20 protein-coding genes and 1 pseudogene are annotated in these 19246 nt (G+C 32.3%); 10 read left to right on the forward strand and 11 right to left on the reverse strand.

Features of this window, described 5'->3' with window-relative positions; translation table 11 throughout:
- Nucleotides 1–19: 19 nt before the first annotated feature.
- Together ACQ654_RS17945 and ACQ654_RS17950 are read left to right on the forward strand one after the other, a co-directional pair.
- Nucleotides 20–1051, forward strand: a pseudogene (locus tag ACQ654_RS17945) (RHS repeat-associated core domain-containing protein); the annotation flags it as partial.
- 2 nt (nt 1052–1053) lie between these two features.
- Nucleotides 1054–1494 (forward strand): hypothetical protein, encoded by a 441-nt coding sequence (locus ACQ654_RS17950; RefSeq protein WP_430411720.1) that lies wholly within the window; start codon nt 1054–1056, stop codon nt 1492–1494.
- Nucleotides 1495–1934: 440 nt separating this feature from the next.
- Here the strand turns inward: ACQ654_RS17950 and tnpC are convergent, their stop codons facing one another.
- On the reverse strand, nt 1935–3428 hold the full coding sequence (gene tnpC, locus ACQ654_RS17955) for an IS66 family transposase (RefSeq protein ID WP_430411721.1): 1494 nt from the start codon (nt 3426–3428) through the stop codon (nt 1935–1937).
- Between the two features lie 49 nt (nt 3429–3477).
- Entirely contained in the window at nt 3478–3693 is a 216-nt protein-coding gene (gene tnpB / locus ACQ654_RS17960; protein ID WP_430413036.1) for an IS66 family insertion sequence element accessory protein TnpB, read from the reverse strand.
- A 106-nt stretch (nt 3694–3799) separates the two neighbouring features.
- Here tnpB (ACQ654_RS17960) and ACQ654_RS17965 point away from each other — a divergent pair, with 106 nt between their 5' ends.
- The gene (locus ACQ654_RS17965) at nt 3800–4705 is read left to right on the forward strand and encodes an IS982 family transposase (RefSeq protein ID WP_430409813.1); all 906 of its coding nucleotides are present in this window, start codon (nt 3800–3802) and stop codon (nt 4703–4705) included.
- Here ACQ654_RS17965 and tnpB (ACQ654_RS17970) read toward each other — a convergent pair.
- The 3 genes from tnpB (ACQ654_RS17970) to ACQ654_RS17980 form a co-directional block, all read right to left on the reverse strand.
- Nucleotides 4702–4857: an IS66 family insertion sequence element accessory protein TnpB gene (tnpB, locus tag ACQ654_RS17970; RefSeq protein ID WP_430411722.1), complete on the reverse strand. Its 156-nt coding sequence runs from the start codon at nt 4855–4857 to the stop codon at nt 4702–4704. The two genes, ACQ654_RS17965 and tnpB (ACQ654_RS17970), sit on opposite strands and share 4 nt — an antisense overlap.
- Complete coding sequence (tnpA, locus tag ACQ654_RS17975) at nt 4845–5177, reverse strand: IS66 family insertion sequence element accessory protein TnpA (RefSeq protein WP_430411723.1); 333 nt, start codon at nt 5175–5177, stop codon at nt 4845–4847. Before tnpA ends, tnpB (ACQ654_RS17970) begins: the two co-directional genes overlap by 13 nt.
- 557 nt (nt 5178–5734) lie before the next feature.
- Nucleotides 5735–8932 (reverse strand): AsmA-like C-terminal region-containing protein, encoded by a 3198-nt coding sequence (locus ACQ654_RS17980; RefSeq protein WP_430411724.1) that lies wholly within the window; start codon nt 8930–8932, stop codon nt 5735–5737.
- Nucleotides 8933–9202: 270 nt separating this feature from the next.
- On the opposite strand from ACQ654_RS17980, the gene ACQ654_RS17985 reads away from it, so the two are divergent.
- The 3 genes from ACQ654_RS17985 to ACQ654_RS17995 all read left to right on the forward strand — a co-directional run bounded on the left by ACQ654_RS17985 (nt 9203) and on the right by ACQ654_RS17995 (nt 10533).
- Nucleotides 9203–9934, forward strand: coding sequence for a hypothetical protein (locus ACQ654_RS17985; RefSeq protein ID WP_430411725.1), 732 nt, complete (start codon nt 9203–9205; stop codon nt 9932–9934).
- 127 nt (nt 9935–10061) lie between these two features.
- Nucleotides 10062–10202, forward strand: a complete 141-nt coding sequence (locus ACQ654_RS17990; protein ID WP_430411726.1) for a hypothetical protein — start codon at nt 10062–10064, stop codon at nt 10200–10202.
- 163 nt (nt 10203–10365) lie between these two features.
- A complete protein-coding gene (locus tag ACQ654_RS17995) occupies nt 10366–10533 on the forward strand; it encodes a hypothetical protein (protein ID WP_430411727.1) in 168 nt (55 codons plus the stop codon).
- 66 nt (nt 10534–10599) lie between these two features.
- Here the strand turns inward: ACQ654_RS17995 and ACQ654_RS18000 are convergent, their stop codons facing one another.
- Nucleotides 10600–11634, reverse strand: a complete 1035-nt coding sequence (locus tag ACQ654_RS18000) for an SIR2 family protein (RefSeq protein WP_430411728.1) — start codon at nt 11632–11634, stop codon at nt 10600–10602.
- A gap of 235 nt (nt 11635–11869) precedes the next feature.
- Between ACQ654_RS18000 and ACQ654_RS18005 the strand changes: the two genes are divergently transcribed.
- Complete coding sequence (locus tag ACQ654_RS18005) at nt 11870–12709, forward strand: RICIN domain-containing protein (RefSeq protein WP_430411729.1); 840 nt, start codon at nt 11870–11872, stop codon at nt 12707–12709.
- Nucleotides 12710–12824: 115 nt separating this feature from the next.
- Here the strand turns inward: ACQ654_RS18005 and ACQ654_RS18010 are convergent, their stop codons facing one another.
- From ACQ654_RS18010 to ACQ654_RS18020, 3 genes are all read right to left on the reverse strand, one after another.
- Nucleotides 12825–13286: a ferritin-like domain-containing protein gene (locus tag ACQ654_RS18010; protein ID WP_430411730.1), complete on the reverse strand. Its 462-nt coding sequence runs from the start codon at nt 13284–13286 to the stop codon at nt 12825–12827.
- A 37-nt stretch (nt 13287–13323) separates the two neighbouring features.
- The gene (locus ACQ654_RS18015) at nt 13324–13773 is read right to left on the reverse strand and encodes a hemerythrin domain-containing protein (protein ID WP_430411731.1); all 450 of its coding nucleotides are present in this window, start codon (nt 13771–13773) and stop codon (nt 13324–13326) included.
- Between the two features lie 95 nt (nt 13774–13868).
- A complete protein-coding gene (locus tag ACQ654_RS18020; RefSeq protein WP_430411732.1) occupies nt 13869–14447 on the reverse strand; it encodes a hypothetical protein in 579 nt (192 codons plus the stop codon).
- Between the two features lie 204 nt (nt 14448–14651).
- On the opposite strand from ACQ654_RS18020, the gene ACQ654_RS18025 reads away from it, so the two are divergent.
- The 3 genes from ACQ654_RS18025 to ACQ654_RS18035 all read left to right on the forward strand — a co-directional run bounded on the left by ACQ654_RS18025 (nt 14652) and on the right by ACQ654_RS18035 (nt 17950).
- Nucleotides 14652–15770, forward strand: coding sequence for a DNA topoisomerase IB (locus ACQ654_RS18025; RefSeq protein ID WP_430411733.1), 1119 nt, complete (start codon nt 14652–14654; stop codon nt 15768–15770).
- A 150-nt stretch (nt 15771–15920) separates the two neighbouring features.
- Nucleotides 15921–17183: a putative DNA modification/repair radical SAM protein gene (locus ACQ654_RS18030; RefSeq protein WP_430411734.1), complete on the forward strand. Its 1263-nt coding sequence runs from the start codon at nt 15921–15923 to the stop codon at nt 17181–17183.
- The gene (locus ACQ654_RS18035; RefSeq protein ID WP_430411735.1) at nt 17183–17950 is read left to right on the forward strand and encodes a TIGR03915 family putative DNA repair protein; all 768 of its coding nucleotides are present in this window, start codon (nt 17183–17185) and stop codon (nt 17948–17950) included. The genes ACQ654_RS18030 and ACQ654_RS18035 overlap by 1 nt, the downstream gene beginning before the upstream one ends.
- 52 nt (nt 17951–18002) lie before the next feature.
- On the opposite strand, the gene ACQ654_RS18040 is transcribed toward ACQ654_RS18035, so the two are convergent.
- Both ACQ654_RS18040 and ACQ654_RS18045 read right to left on the reverse strand, forming a co-directional pair.
- The gene (locus tag ACQ654_RS18040) at nt 18003–18167 is read right to left on the reverse strand and encodes a hypothetical protein (protein WP_430411736.1); all 165 of its coding nucleotides are present in this window, start codon (nt 18165–18167) and stop codon (nt 18003–18005) included.
- Nucleotides 18168–18321: 154 nt separating this feature from the next.
- A complete protein-coding gene (locus tag ACQ654_RS18045) occupies nt 18322–19164 on the reverse strand; it encodes a universal stress protein (RefSeq protein ID WP_430411737.1) in 843 nt (280 codons plus the stop codon).
- Between the last annotated feature and the right edge of the window lie 82 nt (nt 19165–19246).

Here is a 19246-nt window from a genome sequence, read left to right on the forward strand (position 1 = left end):
AACAGATTATTATCCATTTGGAATGCCAATGCCTAACCGTAATACGACGGATGGAAATTATCGGTATACGTATCAAGGACAAGAAAAAGATACTGAAACAGGGAAGGAAGCTTTTGAGTTACGTTTATGGGATAGTAGGATTGGAAGATGGTTGAGCCCAGACCCTTATAATCAATATTTTAGTCCATATTTAGGTATGGGAAATAATCCAATAAACGGAGTTGATCCAGATGGAGGTTGTTTTGTAAAAGATGAAAACGGAAATACTGTAGATTGTGGTAAAGGAAATGTAGGAGATACAATTACAGATATAGAAGGAGCTACTTGGACTTGCGGAGATAAAGGTTGGGATACAGATGCCTATAATGATAGAGCTTCTCATCTTATTTCTGATGCAGCAATGTACAGAATGTTGGATGGACCTTTACCGTCAAATCATATAAGTAATGGAATTAATTCACATTTAATGGTTACTTCTGTTCGTCCAGCAGGGCTTGGTACATTTTCTGAAGTTGATGTGATTTTACCTCGAGATTTTGGAACATGGAATAGTTCTGGTTCAGATGGTAGACAATGGATTGGTTGTATGGCATGCCATGGAAGCAATGGTGCTTTGAGGTCTTTATCATACAATTCCCATCAAAGATTTGGAGGATTAATAGTAGCTATGTTTCTTGGTAGAACAAGACTACCAACACCAATTGGAGGGGCAAAACCATCTTTTAACGGGAGTAGTTCTGCAAATGCGTCTAGAGCCACTGGAGGAGCAGCTCCAAGAGGTTTTTCAAGTAGTAATCTAAATACACGGAATGATTTTAGAAGGCTTTTACGAAATGCTATAAAAGAGACATCTGACAAGGTATCACGATCTAAGCATACCAAACCAAAGATGGGTAATAATAGAGCTGCTAATGAGCAGGTAACGAGTCTAGTGAAAAAATATGGGTTGAGCCGAGTGAAACAAAGACAATTACATGACTGCATTACAGGTCAGAATTATTCTCGAGCAGAAATTGAAGGTATTATTTTAAGAGGAGATTATCTAATGTGATTATGATTAAAAAAATATTAAATACTATTAAGCATGGTAGAATTACCAATATAATAAAAGGAGGAAGTAATGGCTCTATTGTTTTACTAGAAATAAAGTCAAATGAAAAACAATATATTCTTTATATCTATTGCTCTTGGAGGTTATCAATAATAAATAAAGTTTTAACTGGATCTAATGAAGATTCTACAGATATAAATTCAAGATATAATAAAGAAATGAATAACCTTAATGGAGATGTTATTAATAATTTAATCATAAATAATTTTGGCGACTTTTCGATAAATTTTAAAAGTAAAAAGACATTAGATGTTTTTTGTGACTTAACATATTATGATAATGAAGGAAATTCAGTTGAAAATTGGACATTATGTGATGTTTCTGAAAATAAGTGCTATAACTTTACGAGTAATTTTAATATTGAAAATGAATCTTATGAATGAAACATTGCACTGCTATCTCCATAGCTATTTTAAAATAATGTGTCTCATTTAAGAAACGGATTCTGAAAATGAGGTGGTTACGGAATTTGATGATAATTAAAAACTTGAAGTAAAGAGTAATGTTGTTTATTCAATGTTACTCTTTACTTTTAAAATAGTTTTTTTTACAGACACATTTTACAAATATTTTTTCCCTCGCTCCCGCTAGTATTTACTAGTGGCGTTCACGAGTAAGTTATTAGAATCCGAATTGTAAATTTAAAAGTAAGCATTCGGTCTTCTACGTCTAGGATTAGATGTTTTATTTTACATAAAGTTAGATATGTTTATTTGTAAATTATTGAGAGGCAGCGGAGTAAGTTTTTCTAGCTATGGGATTAGTGTCTGATTTTACTGGATTCTCAGCTTCCGTAAGATTTTGTTGCTAAAACGCCATTTTCTTAACAGTTTTCGATACTGTTGTTTTTCCAGTTTTGTGGCAGTAATTCTTCTAATTTATTGGCTTTATGCTCTGGTAATCTTTTAAAGACATCATGCAACCAATGATATGGATTTACATCATTGATTTTACAAGTAGCAAAGAAAGAATACATCATCGCAGCATTTTGTGCTGCTTTATGATTGCCAGCAAAGAGGTAATTTTTGCGACCTAGGGCTAAAGGGCGTATTGAGTTCTCTATTAGGTTATTATCAATGCAATATACTGGATTATCGATGTAACCAATAAGTGACTCCCATAATTTTAGACTATAAGTAAGTGCCTTTCCTATAGCACTTTTAGGAAGTACTTTAGTGTACTGATCTTGCATCCAAGTGTATAATAAATCTAAAATAGGTTTAGCGCATAATGCTCTATAACGTGTTATCGTTTTCGAGTTTAGATTACGCTCTTTTATTTTTCGTTCTACACTATAGAGTTTTTGGATTTGCTCCAATGCATAACTGGCTCTTGACTTATCATTAGCAAGTGCTTTTTCAAAATATCTTCTAGCATGTGCCATGCATGCTAAGTGTTTTAAGCCATAGTTTTCAATCACTTTTTTATAGGCAGTATATCCATCAGTTTGTAATGTTCCTCTAAACTCTTGTAATAGTACTTCTGGAACTTCTGCTGCTCTACTAGGTGCATATTCAAAAAGTACTAATCCTTCTACTGGAGCATGTAATACCCAATGATAGCCTTTATGAGTACTCCCTTTTTTATGACTGTCTTGTACTTTGATTGTTGATTCATCTGCCTGAAGATAGTCACATTGCAATATTAATTGTTTATGAACTTTATACAATACTTCCAACTGCTGGGACGCTTTAGTAAACCAGCCAGATATGGTTGCTGATGCAATAACAACATCTTGTCTTTTTAATATTTGTAGTTGACGGTAGAAAGGTAAGTGATCAATAAATTTACTGACAAAAATATGCGCTAATAACCCAGCTCCTACATTAGACTTAGGTAAGATTAAGCTTGGTAGCTCCGCAATACTAATTCCTGAGTCCTTTGGTAATGCATATTTAGGACGAACTATTTTTCGAACATACACTTTCTGCGGAGTGTATTCCAATAGTTCTGTGATTTCTTCTCCAATTTTAACACTACCTTCTATGATATTTTCTGGCTCAATAACTTCTTCAACTCTTGGCAAGTGTGGAGCTAATGGTAAACGAACAGGATGTTTCTTCTCTTTGGTTATAGTTTTGCTATAACTCACCTGTTTTTGTTCTGATACTGGAACATCTTCTGAGATTACTTCTGTAAATAATCCAAGTTGATTAGATTCCGATGGAATAAAACGTTCACTCTTAGTGCCAAAAATAAGACGTTTGAGTTCTAGTAGTTGATGCTCTAAATGGGTAACTTTTCCTAGTAGCTCATCATACTTCCTTTTAGGAACATAATCATCAAGATTTATAAGTGTTTCCGTCTGTTTTTCCACGGATTAAAAATACGAAAACTACTTCGATATCACAATGCCTTAAGCTACTTTATACTGCTAATTCGTATCGTTTTTTTCGTTGCAAATTACTAATGAAAACTCCATCTATTAATAATACGAGCTGCGAATAATCTAACCCAATACTTCCAACTTCTGGATCGTAATTTGGCAACTCAAAACGCCCTTGCTCTAATCGCTTATAATACAATACAAATCCTCCGTTTTGCCAATGTAATAACTTGACCTTATCTCTAGCTTTATTGATAAATAACGTGAGTTCGACTTAAGAAGATGTTTTAATTGTTTGTAAAATAGAGAAGGAATCATTAACTTAATATTCTGAATAACAAGCTAATAATAAGAACTTCTCTATGATTACTGACAATAAAATTATTGAAATATTTTGTCTTTTAGACGATTTTAGTAAAGAATATAACGATTTGGTTACCAAAAACAGTCTTCTTGACCCAAATAAAAAGAAAATACGCAAAAGAAAGCGTAAAATGTCTGATGCAGAAGTAATGACTATTTTAGTTATTTTTCATTTCAAATCTTACCGAAATCTGAAGCACTTCTATATAAATCATGTGTGTAAACATATGCGTAATGAGTTCCCCGATTGTGTTTCATACAATCGTTTTGTTGAACTTCAAAAAAAAGTAGTTCAACCACTAGGAGTATTTATGAAAATGCATTGTTTGGGTAGTTGTACTGGCATTTCATTTATAGATTCTACTACGTTGAAATCCTGTCACTATAAAAGAGAAAAGCAACATAAAGTGTTTGCTGGTTTAGCTCAAAAAAGTTACGGAACCTTAGGTTGGTTTTATGGATTTAAATTACATCTTGTCTGTAACGATAAAGGTGAACTAGTCGAGTTTATGCTTACTCCAGGGAATGTGGATGATAGAAAACCTCTTAGAAACAAATCATTCAATGATAAAATATTTGGTAAAATTTATGGAGACAAAGGCTATCTCGGAAAAGATTTATTTGAAAAATTATTTGTAGATGGAATTCATTTAATAACAAAAGTGAGAAAGAATATGAAGAAAAAAGCAATGGATTTTATGGATAAAGTACTATTAAGAAAAAGAGCTGTAATTGAATCTGTAAATGACATCTTAAAAAATGTATGTTATATTGAGCATACAAGACATAGGTCGGTAGATAATTTTATATCAAACTTGGTCTGTGGATTAATAGCATATAGTTTTATACCTAAAAAACCATCTATCAAAATTACTAATATGCTCCCAAATATTGGAATAAGTTAAGTCGAACTCACGTTAAATATGTAAACAGTTCCATTACTAGCTGGAGTCACTAAATCTTTTGCGATTAATCCACATAATACGTTAAAACTTTTTCGCATATCAGTTGGTTTACTGTATAAATGAAAATCATGATTAATACCTAATCCAAACATGATACTAGTTTCTTTAAGGTTGATAATCCTTCCATGTCTAAAACTCTAGATACTGCTATTTGAACTCCATTAGGATAGAAAATCTGTAATGTTTCTTCCTTGATTTCAGGAACCATAACCTTCACTGGAATGAAGTTTAAATTAGAAGAATCTTTAACTGAATCTTGCTTCTTTTCTGATTTGTATTTACGTAACCAATAACGATAGGTATAATAATTAAGTTTATGAGCCTTGCAATAGGCGTCTAATTTCATTCCACTACTAGCAAAACCTTCTATTAATGGATACATCTCCGATTTAGTTCTGTGATTTTTTTTCATGATGTAAAACTAAAATCACTTTACCAATGTCACAATATGTAGACTACGGAGTGTTTACGGATTGAATTCAATCCTGAGTTTTTAAAACTTACACAGTTTATGGGTTAGTGCCTCTTAAAGTAATTGTTTGAAAGTTATCTTTTTTAAGTAATATTTAATATAAATCCATCCACGCAATTCACACAAATATTTATGCATTATAAAACCAAAATAAAGTACATTTCCGCCAATAAATTTATGAAGGCTATTCTATTGAATAACCTTGATAAATCGAAAATAAAAAGTACCTTTTGAAGTACCTGAAAAGCATGGAAAGTCAGGGTTTTGAAAATGAATATTTTTTTAATATTTTGATAATCAATCAACTAAAACTTGAACTTTTCCACTCATAAACCCGAAGGTCACTGGTTCGAGTCCAGTTCCCGCTACTAAGACAAATGACACTTCAAACGAAGTGTCTTTTTTTATGCTTAAAACTTTCTTGGAAACTTAAAACAAAAAATATATGCTAAGCAAAATGAAATCAAGAAGTTTTCCTTCGGTTACTTGAGCTATATCTATTTTCTTTTCTTCTTCTTTTTACCCAATGAAATCTTATAGTCATCTATGTTTCCTTTGACTTTTACATTGATATACCGTGTTCTTCTGGTAGTATCTACTTCTACAATTTCATCTTCTTGGTTTTCATTAATGGTATCTTTCTTGCGTCCAAATAATTTATGCCAGGCAGCTTTTCGTGCAGTTTTCCAAGGAATTCGTAAATAATATTCGATATTTTGATTGCTATCATGTGTACCAGACAACTCTATGTGTCCTATAGTAGATTCGATGGTCATGGAAGGAATATGAATCTTTCCCTTGTCTATATTCAAGCTATTTTGTAAAGTATCAAACCGAATGTTTCGCAGGTTTTTATTTTTTATATAATCTGAAAGCGCCAACATGGGATCATAATTTTTCAATCTACCATTCAATACTTTTACGTCCATCTCTATAGTGGATTGATCCAAATCAGGAACCAAATCAGGATATACTCTAATCTTTCCTGTAATCCTAGAGGTAAGTTTCCCTTGTAAATTTTCGGAAACGAGATGATCTTGCCCAAAATTTTCGAACTTAAACAGCAATTTATCCAAATCAACATTAGTCATCACCAAATTCGGTTGCATATAAATGTGTTTTGGATCGCTACCATTAAAATATCCACTCAATTGAATTGTTCCTCCTGCAGCATTCATCTGTAAGGTATCTATATAAATATAATGGTTAGGAGTTGTTCTTAAATCTGCTTTGATCTTTTGAAGATCAATTCTATTGTAAATAAAATGGGCAATATCAGCTTTAAATCGCATGTCTGTAAATGGCAACTCATACAAATTAAAGGCATCGGCATGTGCTGTTACATCGGCAGTTTTTGAAGCAACAACTGCTGTTGGTTTTGTTGGACTTAAATCAAAATTAAAAAGCGCATCATAATCAATATAATTTGCTTTTACTGCTAGGTAATTATCTCTTTTCTTTATTTGAGGATTATCTCCTAGATAATAATTTAAATCAAAATTAAAATTAGTAGTTCCTATTTCCCCATGAAAATCTTTGATCATCACATGTTGATATTCATAATGGATGTTTCCTTTAAAATCATGAAGACGAAGCGGATGCAATTTCATCTTTGTGTCTAATTTATCCAAAGCCAGATCGATGGAATGCAAAGACGAATCTTTATAATGCATACCAGCGTTAAAATGCAATGTCAAATCATCAAATTCTTCATGTCTGTAGGCTACTGGAACATAATTTTCTCCCTTATACGAAAAAACATCTTCCAACCGTAATTTAGTAGAAGTAAGATTGATATCTAAGTCTACATCACCGTTAAGTTCGGGTTGCATCCAAAAGGCATAATCGTGTATACGTCCGTTAAAATGAAAATCACTATCATCTATATATCCAGTGAAATCTACTAACTTCAAGTCTAGGCTATCAATTAGTACATCGGCATGAAAATCATGTAGTTTATGTGGATAATGTTTTAAGTTTGCGGATAAACTATCGATAAAAAATTCGCCTTTCGGTAGATACTTAGATTCCGTAAAATCTTTCGCAGAAGCTTTAAAAGAAAGTCCCAAACTGAGATTTTCTACTTGCTCATCAATTCCTTTTTGGATTGAATCTTGTGCTGAATACCCTGTCAATTGTGCAATATCTAAGTTATTCGCAGTAACATCAAAATGTGCTTCAATTGGAATATTGGTATGATGTACGATAGCAGGTAAGTCCGATAGAAAACCGCTGATAGAAAGGTCTGTATTGCCCATTGACAAATCAAATCGTTTCAGTGTAGCTTCCTTGCCATTCATTACCAAATCTACATTTAAGGTGTCCAAAGGAACGGGAAGATTTTTGGCATTGAAACTCAAGTCTTTCACCTTCAACTGTGCAAAATATGCTTGATTGAGTTTTTGCAAAGCTGTTTCTGGCTTGTCAATATCAACAATATCGTGAAAATTCATTTTTAGCGAAACTTGTCCAGAGGCACCTTGGACTTGTTCCAATTCAAAAAAAGCTGCAATAAAATTCAGATTAAAGTTAGAATCTATTTGCATATCAATTTCTGGTGCTTCAAAATTCTTCACAAGAATTGAGCCTTTAAATTCTCCCTTTTCCAAAGAAGCGGTCATGTCTGTTAATGAAAATTCCATGGTACTAGCATCTCTATTTTCGCCATTCGTAAAATGACCTTCAAAGCCCATATTATCTATCTTCTTTCCTTTTTCAGTATTTTCTAAAAAAGCTTTTTTAGCCCCAAAATCAGCATTAAAAAAAGGTCTATTTCCTTTATTAGAAGCTCCTTTGATACTTGCATTAAAATAGATTTCCCCTGCATTTCTATATTTTTCCAATACAGGTATTACATCTGCTGGCGCAAAAGCAATAAACATATCAAAATTGGGTTTTGTTCCCTTTATGGAAAGATCGAGATCTACATCATTCTTTGTATCTATGGAGCCTTTTAACTCAAAATCACCATTTTCCATGACAATACCTGAAGGTTGAATATCAAGAATACCAGTGTACTCATTAAATATTAAATCTGTATGGACTTCAAAATGTTTTTTATTGATGAAGGTTGTATCTCTGTTTTTTATCACATTCAATTCAAAATCTGTATCTATATGCCCAGCGATGATACTGTCTTTTCGGCTAAAACCACCTGTGCCAGTATAGATGAATTTTTCAACATCTGTATTGGTGGCTTCATCTAACGTGTGAATATCTAGATTTTTAAGTTTAATCTTTTTTAAATGAATATTTGTAGCAGGAGTTTCTGTATCAGAAGTACTCGCTAAGGAATTTTGAATATTTGTAGTATTATTTTCGTGAATAACAATGTTAAAAATACCATCTTCAACGACTAAAGATTGAATGTCATAATTTCCATTTACAATATCCCAAAAGTTAAAACCAATGTAAATATCTTTTACATCCATGATAACTGGCGCATTGTCCTCTTTTGTTTCAAAAATTTGCAAATCATATACCTTTACAGAGATATATGGAAAGTTACCAAAAAGGGATAATTCACTTTTACCAACACTAATAAGACCTTTGTGTTCTTTGTTTAGTTTTGCAATTTCTCCTTTAATGATGTCAGATTGATTGCTCTGAACGTATAATATTAGACCTCCTAAGACTAAAATTGGAACTAAAATTAACCCTAATAAAACTCGTTTCCATAATTTTTTAATCTTCAAAGTAGCTGTCTTTTAGAATTAGAAAAAGTGTTCGCCTTTAAAAGTAACGAATTCGCATGAAAAAACCTTATTTAGTTTTAAATCAACCAAAAAAGAAGCTTCTTCAATTATTTTAGGTGTGATTTCCCAAATAGTAAACTTTTTATATCCGCAGAAATAATTTGCAAGCATTTACATCTATAATTTACAGTGATATATAGGTAAAAAGAAGCCAAAATAGAGTACATTTGCAGCCATAAAATAAGAGTAAATAAGTAAAATACACTCGGTATGACTGATGAAAGTATAGCAAAGATAAATGAAGTAATAACGCAGTATTTTGATACAAATCCCACGGTTGATTGGATTCCTGTAAAAGCAATTATGCCCGCATTAGTGGAAGCTGGTATCTTTGAAAAAGATGTAAAAAAAGGATTTCCAATGCGAAAAGTACTTCGCAGATTAGATCAAAAGGAACAACTTGATAAAATACCTTCGGTACATGCTGAAAGAAGAGCTGAAAATACGTATTGGTATTTGGTGAGAAAAGGCAAAAAATATACACCAAAAGAAGTAATTCCTGAGATTTCTAAAAAAGAGCAATACATATTGGATATTAAAAATAGTGATGAAAATTATCTATTAGACTTGTGTGATGAATTGTTAGCTAAAAAAGCGTCAAGAAAACACACTTTTGATACGTTAGTAGGTAACCTTCACAAAAGAGGAAAAGGACGCACAAAACTACCGTTAGATGCCTATTACGAGAATTTAAAATTAGTCATTGAGTTTTTTCAAAATAATAAACCTTTTGAAGAATTAGATGAAAAAGAACAAGCACGAATCACGCAAATAAAATATTATGACGAGCTAAAAAAAGAAGCGGTTCTGAAAAAAAGATTTCGTTATATGAAAATTAATTATGCGCAGTTTGAATGTGATGAAAACGGCAAACTGATTCGTAATACAGAAAATGATACCATCGTCTTAAAAGAGATTTTAAAAGATTTCTTAGAAAACTAAGAACATACAATTGCAAAATACACGAAACCTTCTTGAGAAATCAAGGAGGTTTTTTATCTATAAAAAGTCTGTAAACTGTTATTAATTCATTTCAAATTTAAATCACCCAGAACAAATAATGGGAGGTATGTCTGGATATCACTACCTATGTAGTTCTGCAGAATGTGCAAGTGAAGAAGCACCTTCGGAAGGCGGTAGCGAATTAATAGATTGTTGGGGAACAACTGTACTAACGTATGGTAATAGAACATGTGATGATTCTATTTAAAAAAACAAAGTAGTAACATATTATATCTGACAGGGCTTCATAGAAATATGAAGCTTTTTTTATTACATGATGTGTGAACTAATTTCTGAGAATAATTACGGCTTTCCCGTACATGAGTAAAAAGTAAATTTCATATTTTTTAATATAACCAAAAAATTAAATCATGTTGAAATCAATTTTAAATGTAAAAGGAGCGCAAGAGCTTCACAAAAAAGAACAAGGAAGCATCAATGGAGGAATTCAATTTCCTATAGGATGTGTTCGTAGATCAGATTGTTTTTTTATTGATAGAGCATCAAGATGTGTAAACAGAATTTGTGTTTTCTTGTAAAAAATATTCTAAAACAGGACGTAATTTGTAAAGCGAACCTTAGTTCGCTTTATTTTTTCAACCCAATCAATTATTCGCTAAGCGACTATTTTCAAAAAAGTTTAATACAGTTTCCCACATTTCATCATACGTATCAAAGTGAATATTAATAATATATTCAGGTTCTTTTTGTAAATGCGCAGGTCGTTCAGAGCCAGCAGATAAGATAATTGTTTCGGGTCTGGTATCAGGTGAGCCTTTTTGATCTAAAAAAGCAGTTTGCCGCGCTCTTTGATTCAGCAAGTACCACAAAGGCCATTCGTCATTCAGTAAACTACAACCAATAAACAAAAGTGGAGCACTTTTAAATACATTCACCCAACTTGCTGGCGTAGTCCACGTTCTAACAATTTTATCCCACTCCGTTGGCGGAATCCAACTTCGTCTATTATATCTACAATACAAAGTATCTTCTTCGTACCATTTTTCCATATACGTTCCGCGTAAATTTTCAACCCAATTGATATACATTCCATACTTTCTAATTCCTAATTTAATAGTATCAAATCGTTTTGTATCTCCATGTGGATACCATATGCGGGTTTTTTGAGCATTTTTTATAATACTATGTCTGTACAATGGCATTGCATCTTTACTTTTTTCATCAGGAAATGATTTTATAGTATTCGAATTACCAGCCAAAGACAAACAACGATCAAAGTTTAAAGAAATAATATCTTTAAAACCACTATCCAATATCTTTTTATACAAACTGTAATCTTTACTGCGCTCTTCAAAATTGTTTAAAATTTCTTGCACCTTTTTTTGTAAAGTATGTTCTGCCTTATACGGCATATAGCCTTTTGTATTTATAGCATAAACTCGTAAAACCGTTTCCCATTTTCTAATAAATGATTCTGGTAATTCTAGCAATTTCGGATCTGTAACACCACATTCTTTTACAATATCGGAAATCAACTTTTCCCAATCTAGTTGTTCCTTGGAGCCTTCCATGCTAGCGGCTTGCATATTAACGCCACTACCGATAATAGGTACTACATATTCAGAATTATTGGCTAACCATTGGTCCGCATACATTTTAAACTGTTCAGCTGCTTTCATGTTGAATGAGAATTATTAGTAGAATTTGATTATTCTTTCTAAATATACTATTTATTCCTGCAAAATATTGACAGTTTTCTATTTAAAAAGAAGCTTGGAATTGAAATTTGATAGCTAACTACGATGTTCATTTGTCTGATTTACCTACACTTAAGCTGTATTAATTTTTCATGAATTAAAAAATGACTAGTTTGTTAATCCATGAAAAATAATAATATAACCAAAACGTAATTTAATGAAGAAAATAATAAGCATATTCGTACTTTTTGTTGGTTTTACCTTAGCTGTAAATGCACAAAATATTGTAGATACAAACAAATGGTATAAGCTTGAAAACGCCAAGAATAAAGGTAAAATGGCAAACAACGGTCAAAAACAGTCAGGTGCTGTAATGATAGCGAAACAAAGTATTGCAACTGGTGGTCATTGGCGATTTATCCCATACGGAAATGATGGATTGTACAGAATTCTAAATCGGGATTCTAAAATGTATTTAGCAAACTTTGGAGCCAAACAAAGAGGTTCTAGAATTAAGCAAACAGATAAACCTGGTGCTGGAGCTGTATGGAGATTGATAAAACTTGCTGGCGGAGGTATGTTGGTGCAAAATAATATGACATCTATGTTTATAGGAATCGGTTCAGACAAAAACAATACTCCGTTAATACAAGCGACAGCGTTAAGTCCACGCATTGTTTGGAAACCAACTGCGGTAAACTCTACTAGTAGCTCAACAGGAACTACAACTACAAATACTGGTCCGCCAAAAAACACAGATACAAATGCTTTCAGACCCAAAAAAGGTGGTCAAATATCAAAAGTAGTTGTCAGATATACGGATCAAATTTCTTTCATTGGAAAAAAACCAAGAGTTGGTCAACGTGTATATTTCTTTCATCAACAACTGGCACGTGCCAATCCTGATAAAATTAGTTTCAACCCGAAACATCCTTCAATTTGCGGAAGTACGTTTGTTGTGACACAAGTTTTACCGAAGATAAAATTTAACAAACCAATGCCCAATTTGAGAAATCGAAACAATGATAACTTTATGTTTGTTGTTGAAATTTATTAAACAGTATAACAATAACAATCGAAGCTACACTATATGTTGAGTTTCGGGCAAAACCAAAAAAACCTTCTTGATATTTCAAGAAGGTTTTTTTGATAGTATATGTAAACAAGATAGATTATCCTGCAATATCTTCTAATCTCTTAATTGTTTCCAACTCTGACTTAATTACCGTTCGTTGTTTTCCTAAAACGCCCATCATTGCTGCTGGAATATGTGGTTCATTTTCTACACTCAATACTTCATTATATTCTTCTAAAGCAGCTTTTTCACCAGTAATAGCGGCTTCTAGCATAGCTTCATCCGTTTCTGAGGTAAACCAAGATTTTACATCCATCCAAGTTCTGTGTGCCGCTCCAGCAACACTTCCGCCTTTGTCTGGCTCTTGGTTAATAGTTTTTAAATTTTCTTTAATCTCATGACCAAAATTGTAACGCTCAGCTGATTTGCGCTCAAAAAATCTCTTTAAATTTTCTGATTTAGCGTTTTCTGCCGCTTTTTTATATCCTTTTTCGGCATCATAATTTTTTTCTAAAAGGTTATTCAATTTACTTCCTAATTCTTTTCTGTAATCGTACATAATTTTTTTTCTTTTTTTTAGTGTTAATAAGTAATTTTTATTTGGCAACTCCGTTACGACATTCGTCCATAAATGCAACGTACTTTGTTGCTAATTCCTCTTTTTGTTTTTCGGATAATACTTTTCCTGATAACTGAAAAAAGGTGCGTTCTTCATCTTCTAAATGATGTAGAACTTTGTGTTGTAAATCTTTGGCGTACTTTAGCCAAGCAGAAGAATCTTGTTCTGTTTCTTCTAATTTTTCTACTAATTCATCAATCTCATGATGTTCTGCAATTCCATGACGTGCATGTTCCTGCATCATATCATCACTAATTAAAGGCTTGTAAAAATGGCGTTCTTCAGCATCTTCATGAATTTTCAATTCGTGCTTAAGCGCTTCAAAGAGTTGTGTTCTTCGTTCGCTATCTCCAGAAGTTTCAATTAATTCATCAAACAACTTACGTTGTATATCGTGATCTTTTCTAATAGCTTCAAAAATTTTCATAGCAATTTTTTTTTAAGAGATAACTTCAATTAAAACCAAAGCTATCGTGATTTTTTTCTTTTTCTTTTTCTTTTTTTGGTTTGAAAAAACTCAGATTAATCCGAATAAATTTCAGTATAACCTTCTAGCTTTTCTTCCAAAGCATCTTCGTCTGCAAAATATTTGTAAGCTGTATTAAATACTCTATTTGGGCGTTCACCAACGATGTAATGTTTTACATTTAAATCTGGTGCGTTCATCGTAATTTGATCTGAGATACGTACTTTTTTATCAGCTAAGCTTTTGTCTCCTTTTTCTAAAGTAGAAACAACAATTAAATTGTTCTTGCTAGCATATACTTTGTCAATATTAATTTCATGTTCTACATCATCAACTTCAGCTTCTACCAGTATAGTACGCTCTTCTTTTTCTCCAAATTCATCTGGCATGTCAACATCTACATATGGAACTTCAACTTCCACTTCTTCCATAACAACAACAACTTTAGGAACTTCCACAGTTTTTGTTCTTGTACCTACATTTATATCTGCCCATTCAACATCAAAAGACGGAAGTTGACCTTCTTCAACAGCAACATCTACATCTGGTAATTTTGTTTCTTGCGTTTGCTTTACATCACAACTTGTTACGAATAAAAGTGATAATGTAGCAACTGATAATATAATCTTTTTCATTTTCTTATTTTTGGTTAAACAAATTTTATATCTAAAATCCAGCGCCGATTTGATGATACAAATATACCCTTGATACGTTTTTTAGATTGACTTAAAAAAAATTAACCTTGACTCAAATAAAAAATGCGGTCATTTTAATCACTTTTTTCTCTAATTTTAGATTCCAATAGTATATAATATGAAAGGTGTAACTCAAAATAAGGTATGAAAAAACAGAAGTTGACTAAAGAATTTATAAAAGCGTTGCTCTCTCAGCCGGAAGAAATTATTGATTTATATGACTTAACATATACAACGCCTGAAATATTAACGATAAAAAGAGAACGCAAGCACAAAGACTTTATATATACGAAAAGAGGAAAAGAGATTACGAATGAAGTAGAGTTACAACGATTGAAAGATTTAGTCATACCGCCAGCTTGGAGAAAAGTAAGAATTGCAAGTTTGGACAATGCCCATTTACAAGCTACAGGAAGAGATGACAAAAATAGAAAGCAATACCGTTACCATCCAAAGTGGCAACGAATTAGAAATCAGACAAAGTTTTTTAAAATGGTAGCATTTGCTGACGCGTTGCCAAAGCTTAGAAAACAGGTAAATATAGACATTGAGCAAAAGCAATGGACACGAACAAAAGTTTTAGCAATTGTCATAAAATTACTGGAAGAGTCACACATACGTATCGGAAATAGTTACTATACAAAAAAGAACAAAACGTATGGACTATCAACAATGCGAACACGGCATTTACAAATTTTTAAAGAAAAATTTACGTTACAATATATTGGAAAAAAGGGGAAAGAACATAAAGTTACGATCAAAAATAAAAAGTTGACACGACTGATAAATAGATGTGAAGAAATTCCGGGTTGGGAACTTTTTCAGTATTATGACAATGATGGCAACAAACATTCGATTGATAGCGGAATGGTAAATGAATACATTCATGATTTATGTGGTGATATATTTTCTGCAAAAGATTTCCGAACTTGGGCGGCTTCTTTAATTTCCTTTGAAACGCTTGCCAATGTTCCGCATGCCAATGATATGAAAATAAAAGAAAAACAAGTATTAGCAAGTATTGATGCTGCTGCAGAAGCACTAAATAATACACGAACTGTGTGCCGAAAATACTACGTACATCCTGTAATTTCAGAATGTTTCTTAGACGGAAAAATAGAACCATATTTTAAAATGGCAGACGAACTTCCTGAAGCTAGTGAAAGTGAATTGCAACCAAACGAAAAAGCACTGAAGTTATTACTTGAAACATATACACCAAATTTTCACAAATCGTTGAAGTTGCGAGCAAAAGCATTATAATTTACTGAATTTACTGAATTTGTTGAAAATGATGTTAAAAAACATTTAACAGAGAAATTTTCACATATGTTTTAATTGTATCTGTAAAATGTTTATATTTGTTGCCACTACATACATTACTACAATTCAACAAATAGGAGGAACGATTTCATGTCATTTGAACGAATCAAAGAAAAACTAAACATCTTAGCTGATGCTGCAAAATATGATGTTTCATGCTCATCAAGCGGAAGCAATCGAGCAAACAAAAATAAAGGCTTAGGCGATTCCACTGGCATGGGAATTTGCCATACATATACAGAAGACGGACGTTGTGTTTCACTATTGAAAATATTACTAACCAATCACTGTATTTTTGACTGTGCTTATTGCGTTACACGAAAAAGTAATGACATTAAGCGTGCGGCTTTTAAAGTGCAAGAAGTAGTCGATTTAACGATTAATTTTTACCGTCGAAACTATATTGAAGGTCTGTTTTTAAGTTCTGGAATCTTCAAAAATGCCGATTATACAATGGAACGTTTGGTTGCGGTGGCTAAAAAGTTACGCTTAGAAGAAAACTTTAATGGATATATTCACCTAAAATCAATTCCAGGCGCATCTGACGAACTCATGCGTGAAGCAGGTTTATATGCGGACAGATTGAGTGTAAATATTGAAATTCCAACACGTGAAGGCTTAAAAAGGCTTGCGCCAGATAAAAATAGAGAAGACTTCATCAAGCCGATGAAAAAAGTCAAAAATGAAATCATTCAATACAAAGCTGAGAAAAAAATCATCAAAAGCACTCCAAAATACGCGCCAGCAGGACAAAGTACACAGATGATTATTGGTGCAAGTGGTGAAAATGATTATCAAATCATGACGGCTTCTGATTTCTTCTATAAAAAATTCAACCTAAAGCGCGTATATTATTCAGGATATGTGCCAATAAGTTACGACAGTCGATTGCCGCAAATTGGTACAGAAGTACCAATGTTACGCGAAAATAGACTCTATCAAACCGATTGGCTGATGCGTTTTTATGGATTTGATGTAAGTGAAATTTTAAATGTAAATCATCAACATTTAGACTTAGATATTGATCCGAAATTAGGTTGGGCATTGCGAAATATTCATGAGTTTCCTGTAGATATCAATCGTGCAGACAAGCGAATGTTAGCAAGAGTGCCAGGTTTGGGAATGCGCTCAGTGCATAAAATATTGCATGCACGTAAATTTAGACAACTCAATTGGGAACACTTAAAACGTTTAGGTGTTGCGCTCAATAGAGCAAAATTTTTCGTAGTGTGTAATTCCAATCAGTTTGAACGTCGCGATTTACAACCTGCCACCATTAAAGGATTAATTCTGCAGAACTCGAAGAGTAAATTCCGAAATGCAACTAGTAGTCAACTAAATTTATTTGGATAATGCAAAAAGTATTGACATATGATAGTTCGTTTGAAGGTTTTTTAAGTGTAGTTTTTAAAATTTACGAGGAAAAATTGACGGATGTTGATATTCAAGAAATTGATAAAGTTCAACAATCTATTTTTGGAGAAGTAGAAGATGTAATTTCCTCAAAAGAACATGCAGATAGAGTTTGGAAAGGTTTGAAGAAAAAATTAACTTCATATGGTTTAAATCAAATGTATTATTCGTTTTTAAGTGAAGAAAGTTCAGTTGAAAATTTACTACTTGATTATATACGGCAAGTTTTCAATTCGAAAGAAAATATAGAAAAAGATTTTTCCAATATAACAGTGTTGAAAATTTCTAAAATCACCAAAAGTGTCGGTCGTGAAAAACATCGAATGGAAGCGTTTGTACGTTTCAGACTCACAAAAGATGATTTATATTTTGCAAGTATTGAACCTGATTTCAATGTATTGCCATTAATTTCAAAACACTTCAAATCACGTTATGCAGATCAGAAGTGGATGATTTACGATAGCAAGCGAAAATACGGCTTGTATTATAATTTAGATACAGTAGAAATTGTTGCAATGGAGTTTCCCAAACACTTCGATTTTACAAAAACATCTAGCGACTTTTTTGCAAATGAAGAGTTAGAATTTCAAGAGTTGTGGCAAAATTATTTTAAAAGTACCAACATTGAATCGCGCAAAAACATGTTGTTGCATGTGCGACATGTACCCAAACGTTACTGGAAATATTTGAGTGAAAAGCAACCATAAGTGTAAGTGTGCGTAAAGTAGAGAAATCATCAAAAATATGATGATTCAGTAATTATGAAATATTTATAGTTAAGGCAACTGCAAAAATTAAAAATGCGATTACTGCAGCAATAAAGTAAAAAGCAAATTTTGTTTTTTTGTTATTCTGAAAAATGTAGTTTCCTTGTTTTTTTTCTTCATCTTTAATAAAATCGAAATCTTCTTGTCCTTGTTTCATAATATGTATAGTTTTTTAATTCTTAATTAATTTAAAACAAAGATATCAAAGCGTTCTAGGTTAGATTGACGGATATCATTTTACTATTGACTCAAATGCTGTAGCAATATAAAATTATGCTATAGTATACTGCAATTGGTGAGTTTAGCAGACTTTATTCATGTAATACCAAAAATGGAATGTCGGTATGATAGCTAATTTTCTCTACTTTGGAATGAAATAGAATCTGTTGGAAATAGTTTAAGTTTTTAGCAACCATTACCATCAAATCAGTATTGCTTTTTTCTGTAAAATTTTGCACAGCGTCTTCAACATTCCGATTGGTTAAAAAGTGAAAACTATGCTGATACTGATCAAAAAAATCTTCCAACAACTCTTTGTTTGTTTGTTGATTGGTGTTTAAATGCTCATTTTTTGTTGTAATATGCGGAATACGCAAAGTAGCATTTGTTTTATCTAAAATAGCAGTGATTGGAGACAACGTTTGCATGTTGTATGCCAGAATAAAATCGGTCGGAAATGCAATTTCTTGAATGCTTGTATACTGAGCATTTTCAGGAATAACCAACGTTTTACACTTTACTTTCGTAATAACGGCACCTGTGTTGCTTCCGATCATATGCGCTTTGATGCCTGAAGCGCCTTTGGTTCCCATAATAATTAAATCGATCTTTTTTTCTACCACATGATTTCGAATCGATTCAATAAAAAAAGTATGATCTGTAAGTGTATAAAAGTGATGTTTATTATTTGCAGGAAGCGTTGTTTTAATTCGTTTCAAAACACGTTGTAATTCCTTTTTTGCAGGTTTTACATATACAGTTTCAATAGTATCTAGTGTAGGTGTATACCGAATTTCCTCATCAATAAGATTGCCTAATCTGTTTACGTTTAGCAGGTAAAAATTACAAGTATCATTTTTTAAAAACTGTAATCCGTATGCAATGGCGTTCCATGAATTCTCTGAAAAGTCTGTTGGTATTAATATATTTTTCATCTAGATACACTTTAAAAGCAAATCTAAATGGAAGAAGTTAGTTAAAATATGATATCCGTCATATTTGAATTTTTCGTAGTAA

Source organism: Kordia sp., from assembly GCF_965283645.1.
Lineage (GTDB): Bacteria > Bacteroidota > Bacteroidia > Flavobacteriales > Flavobacteriaceae > Kordia.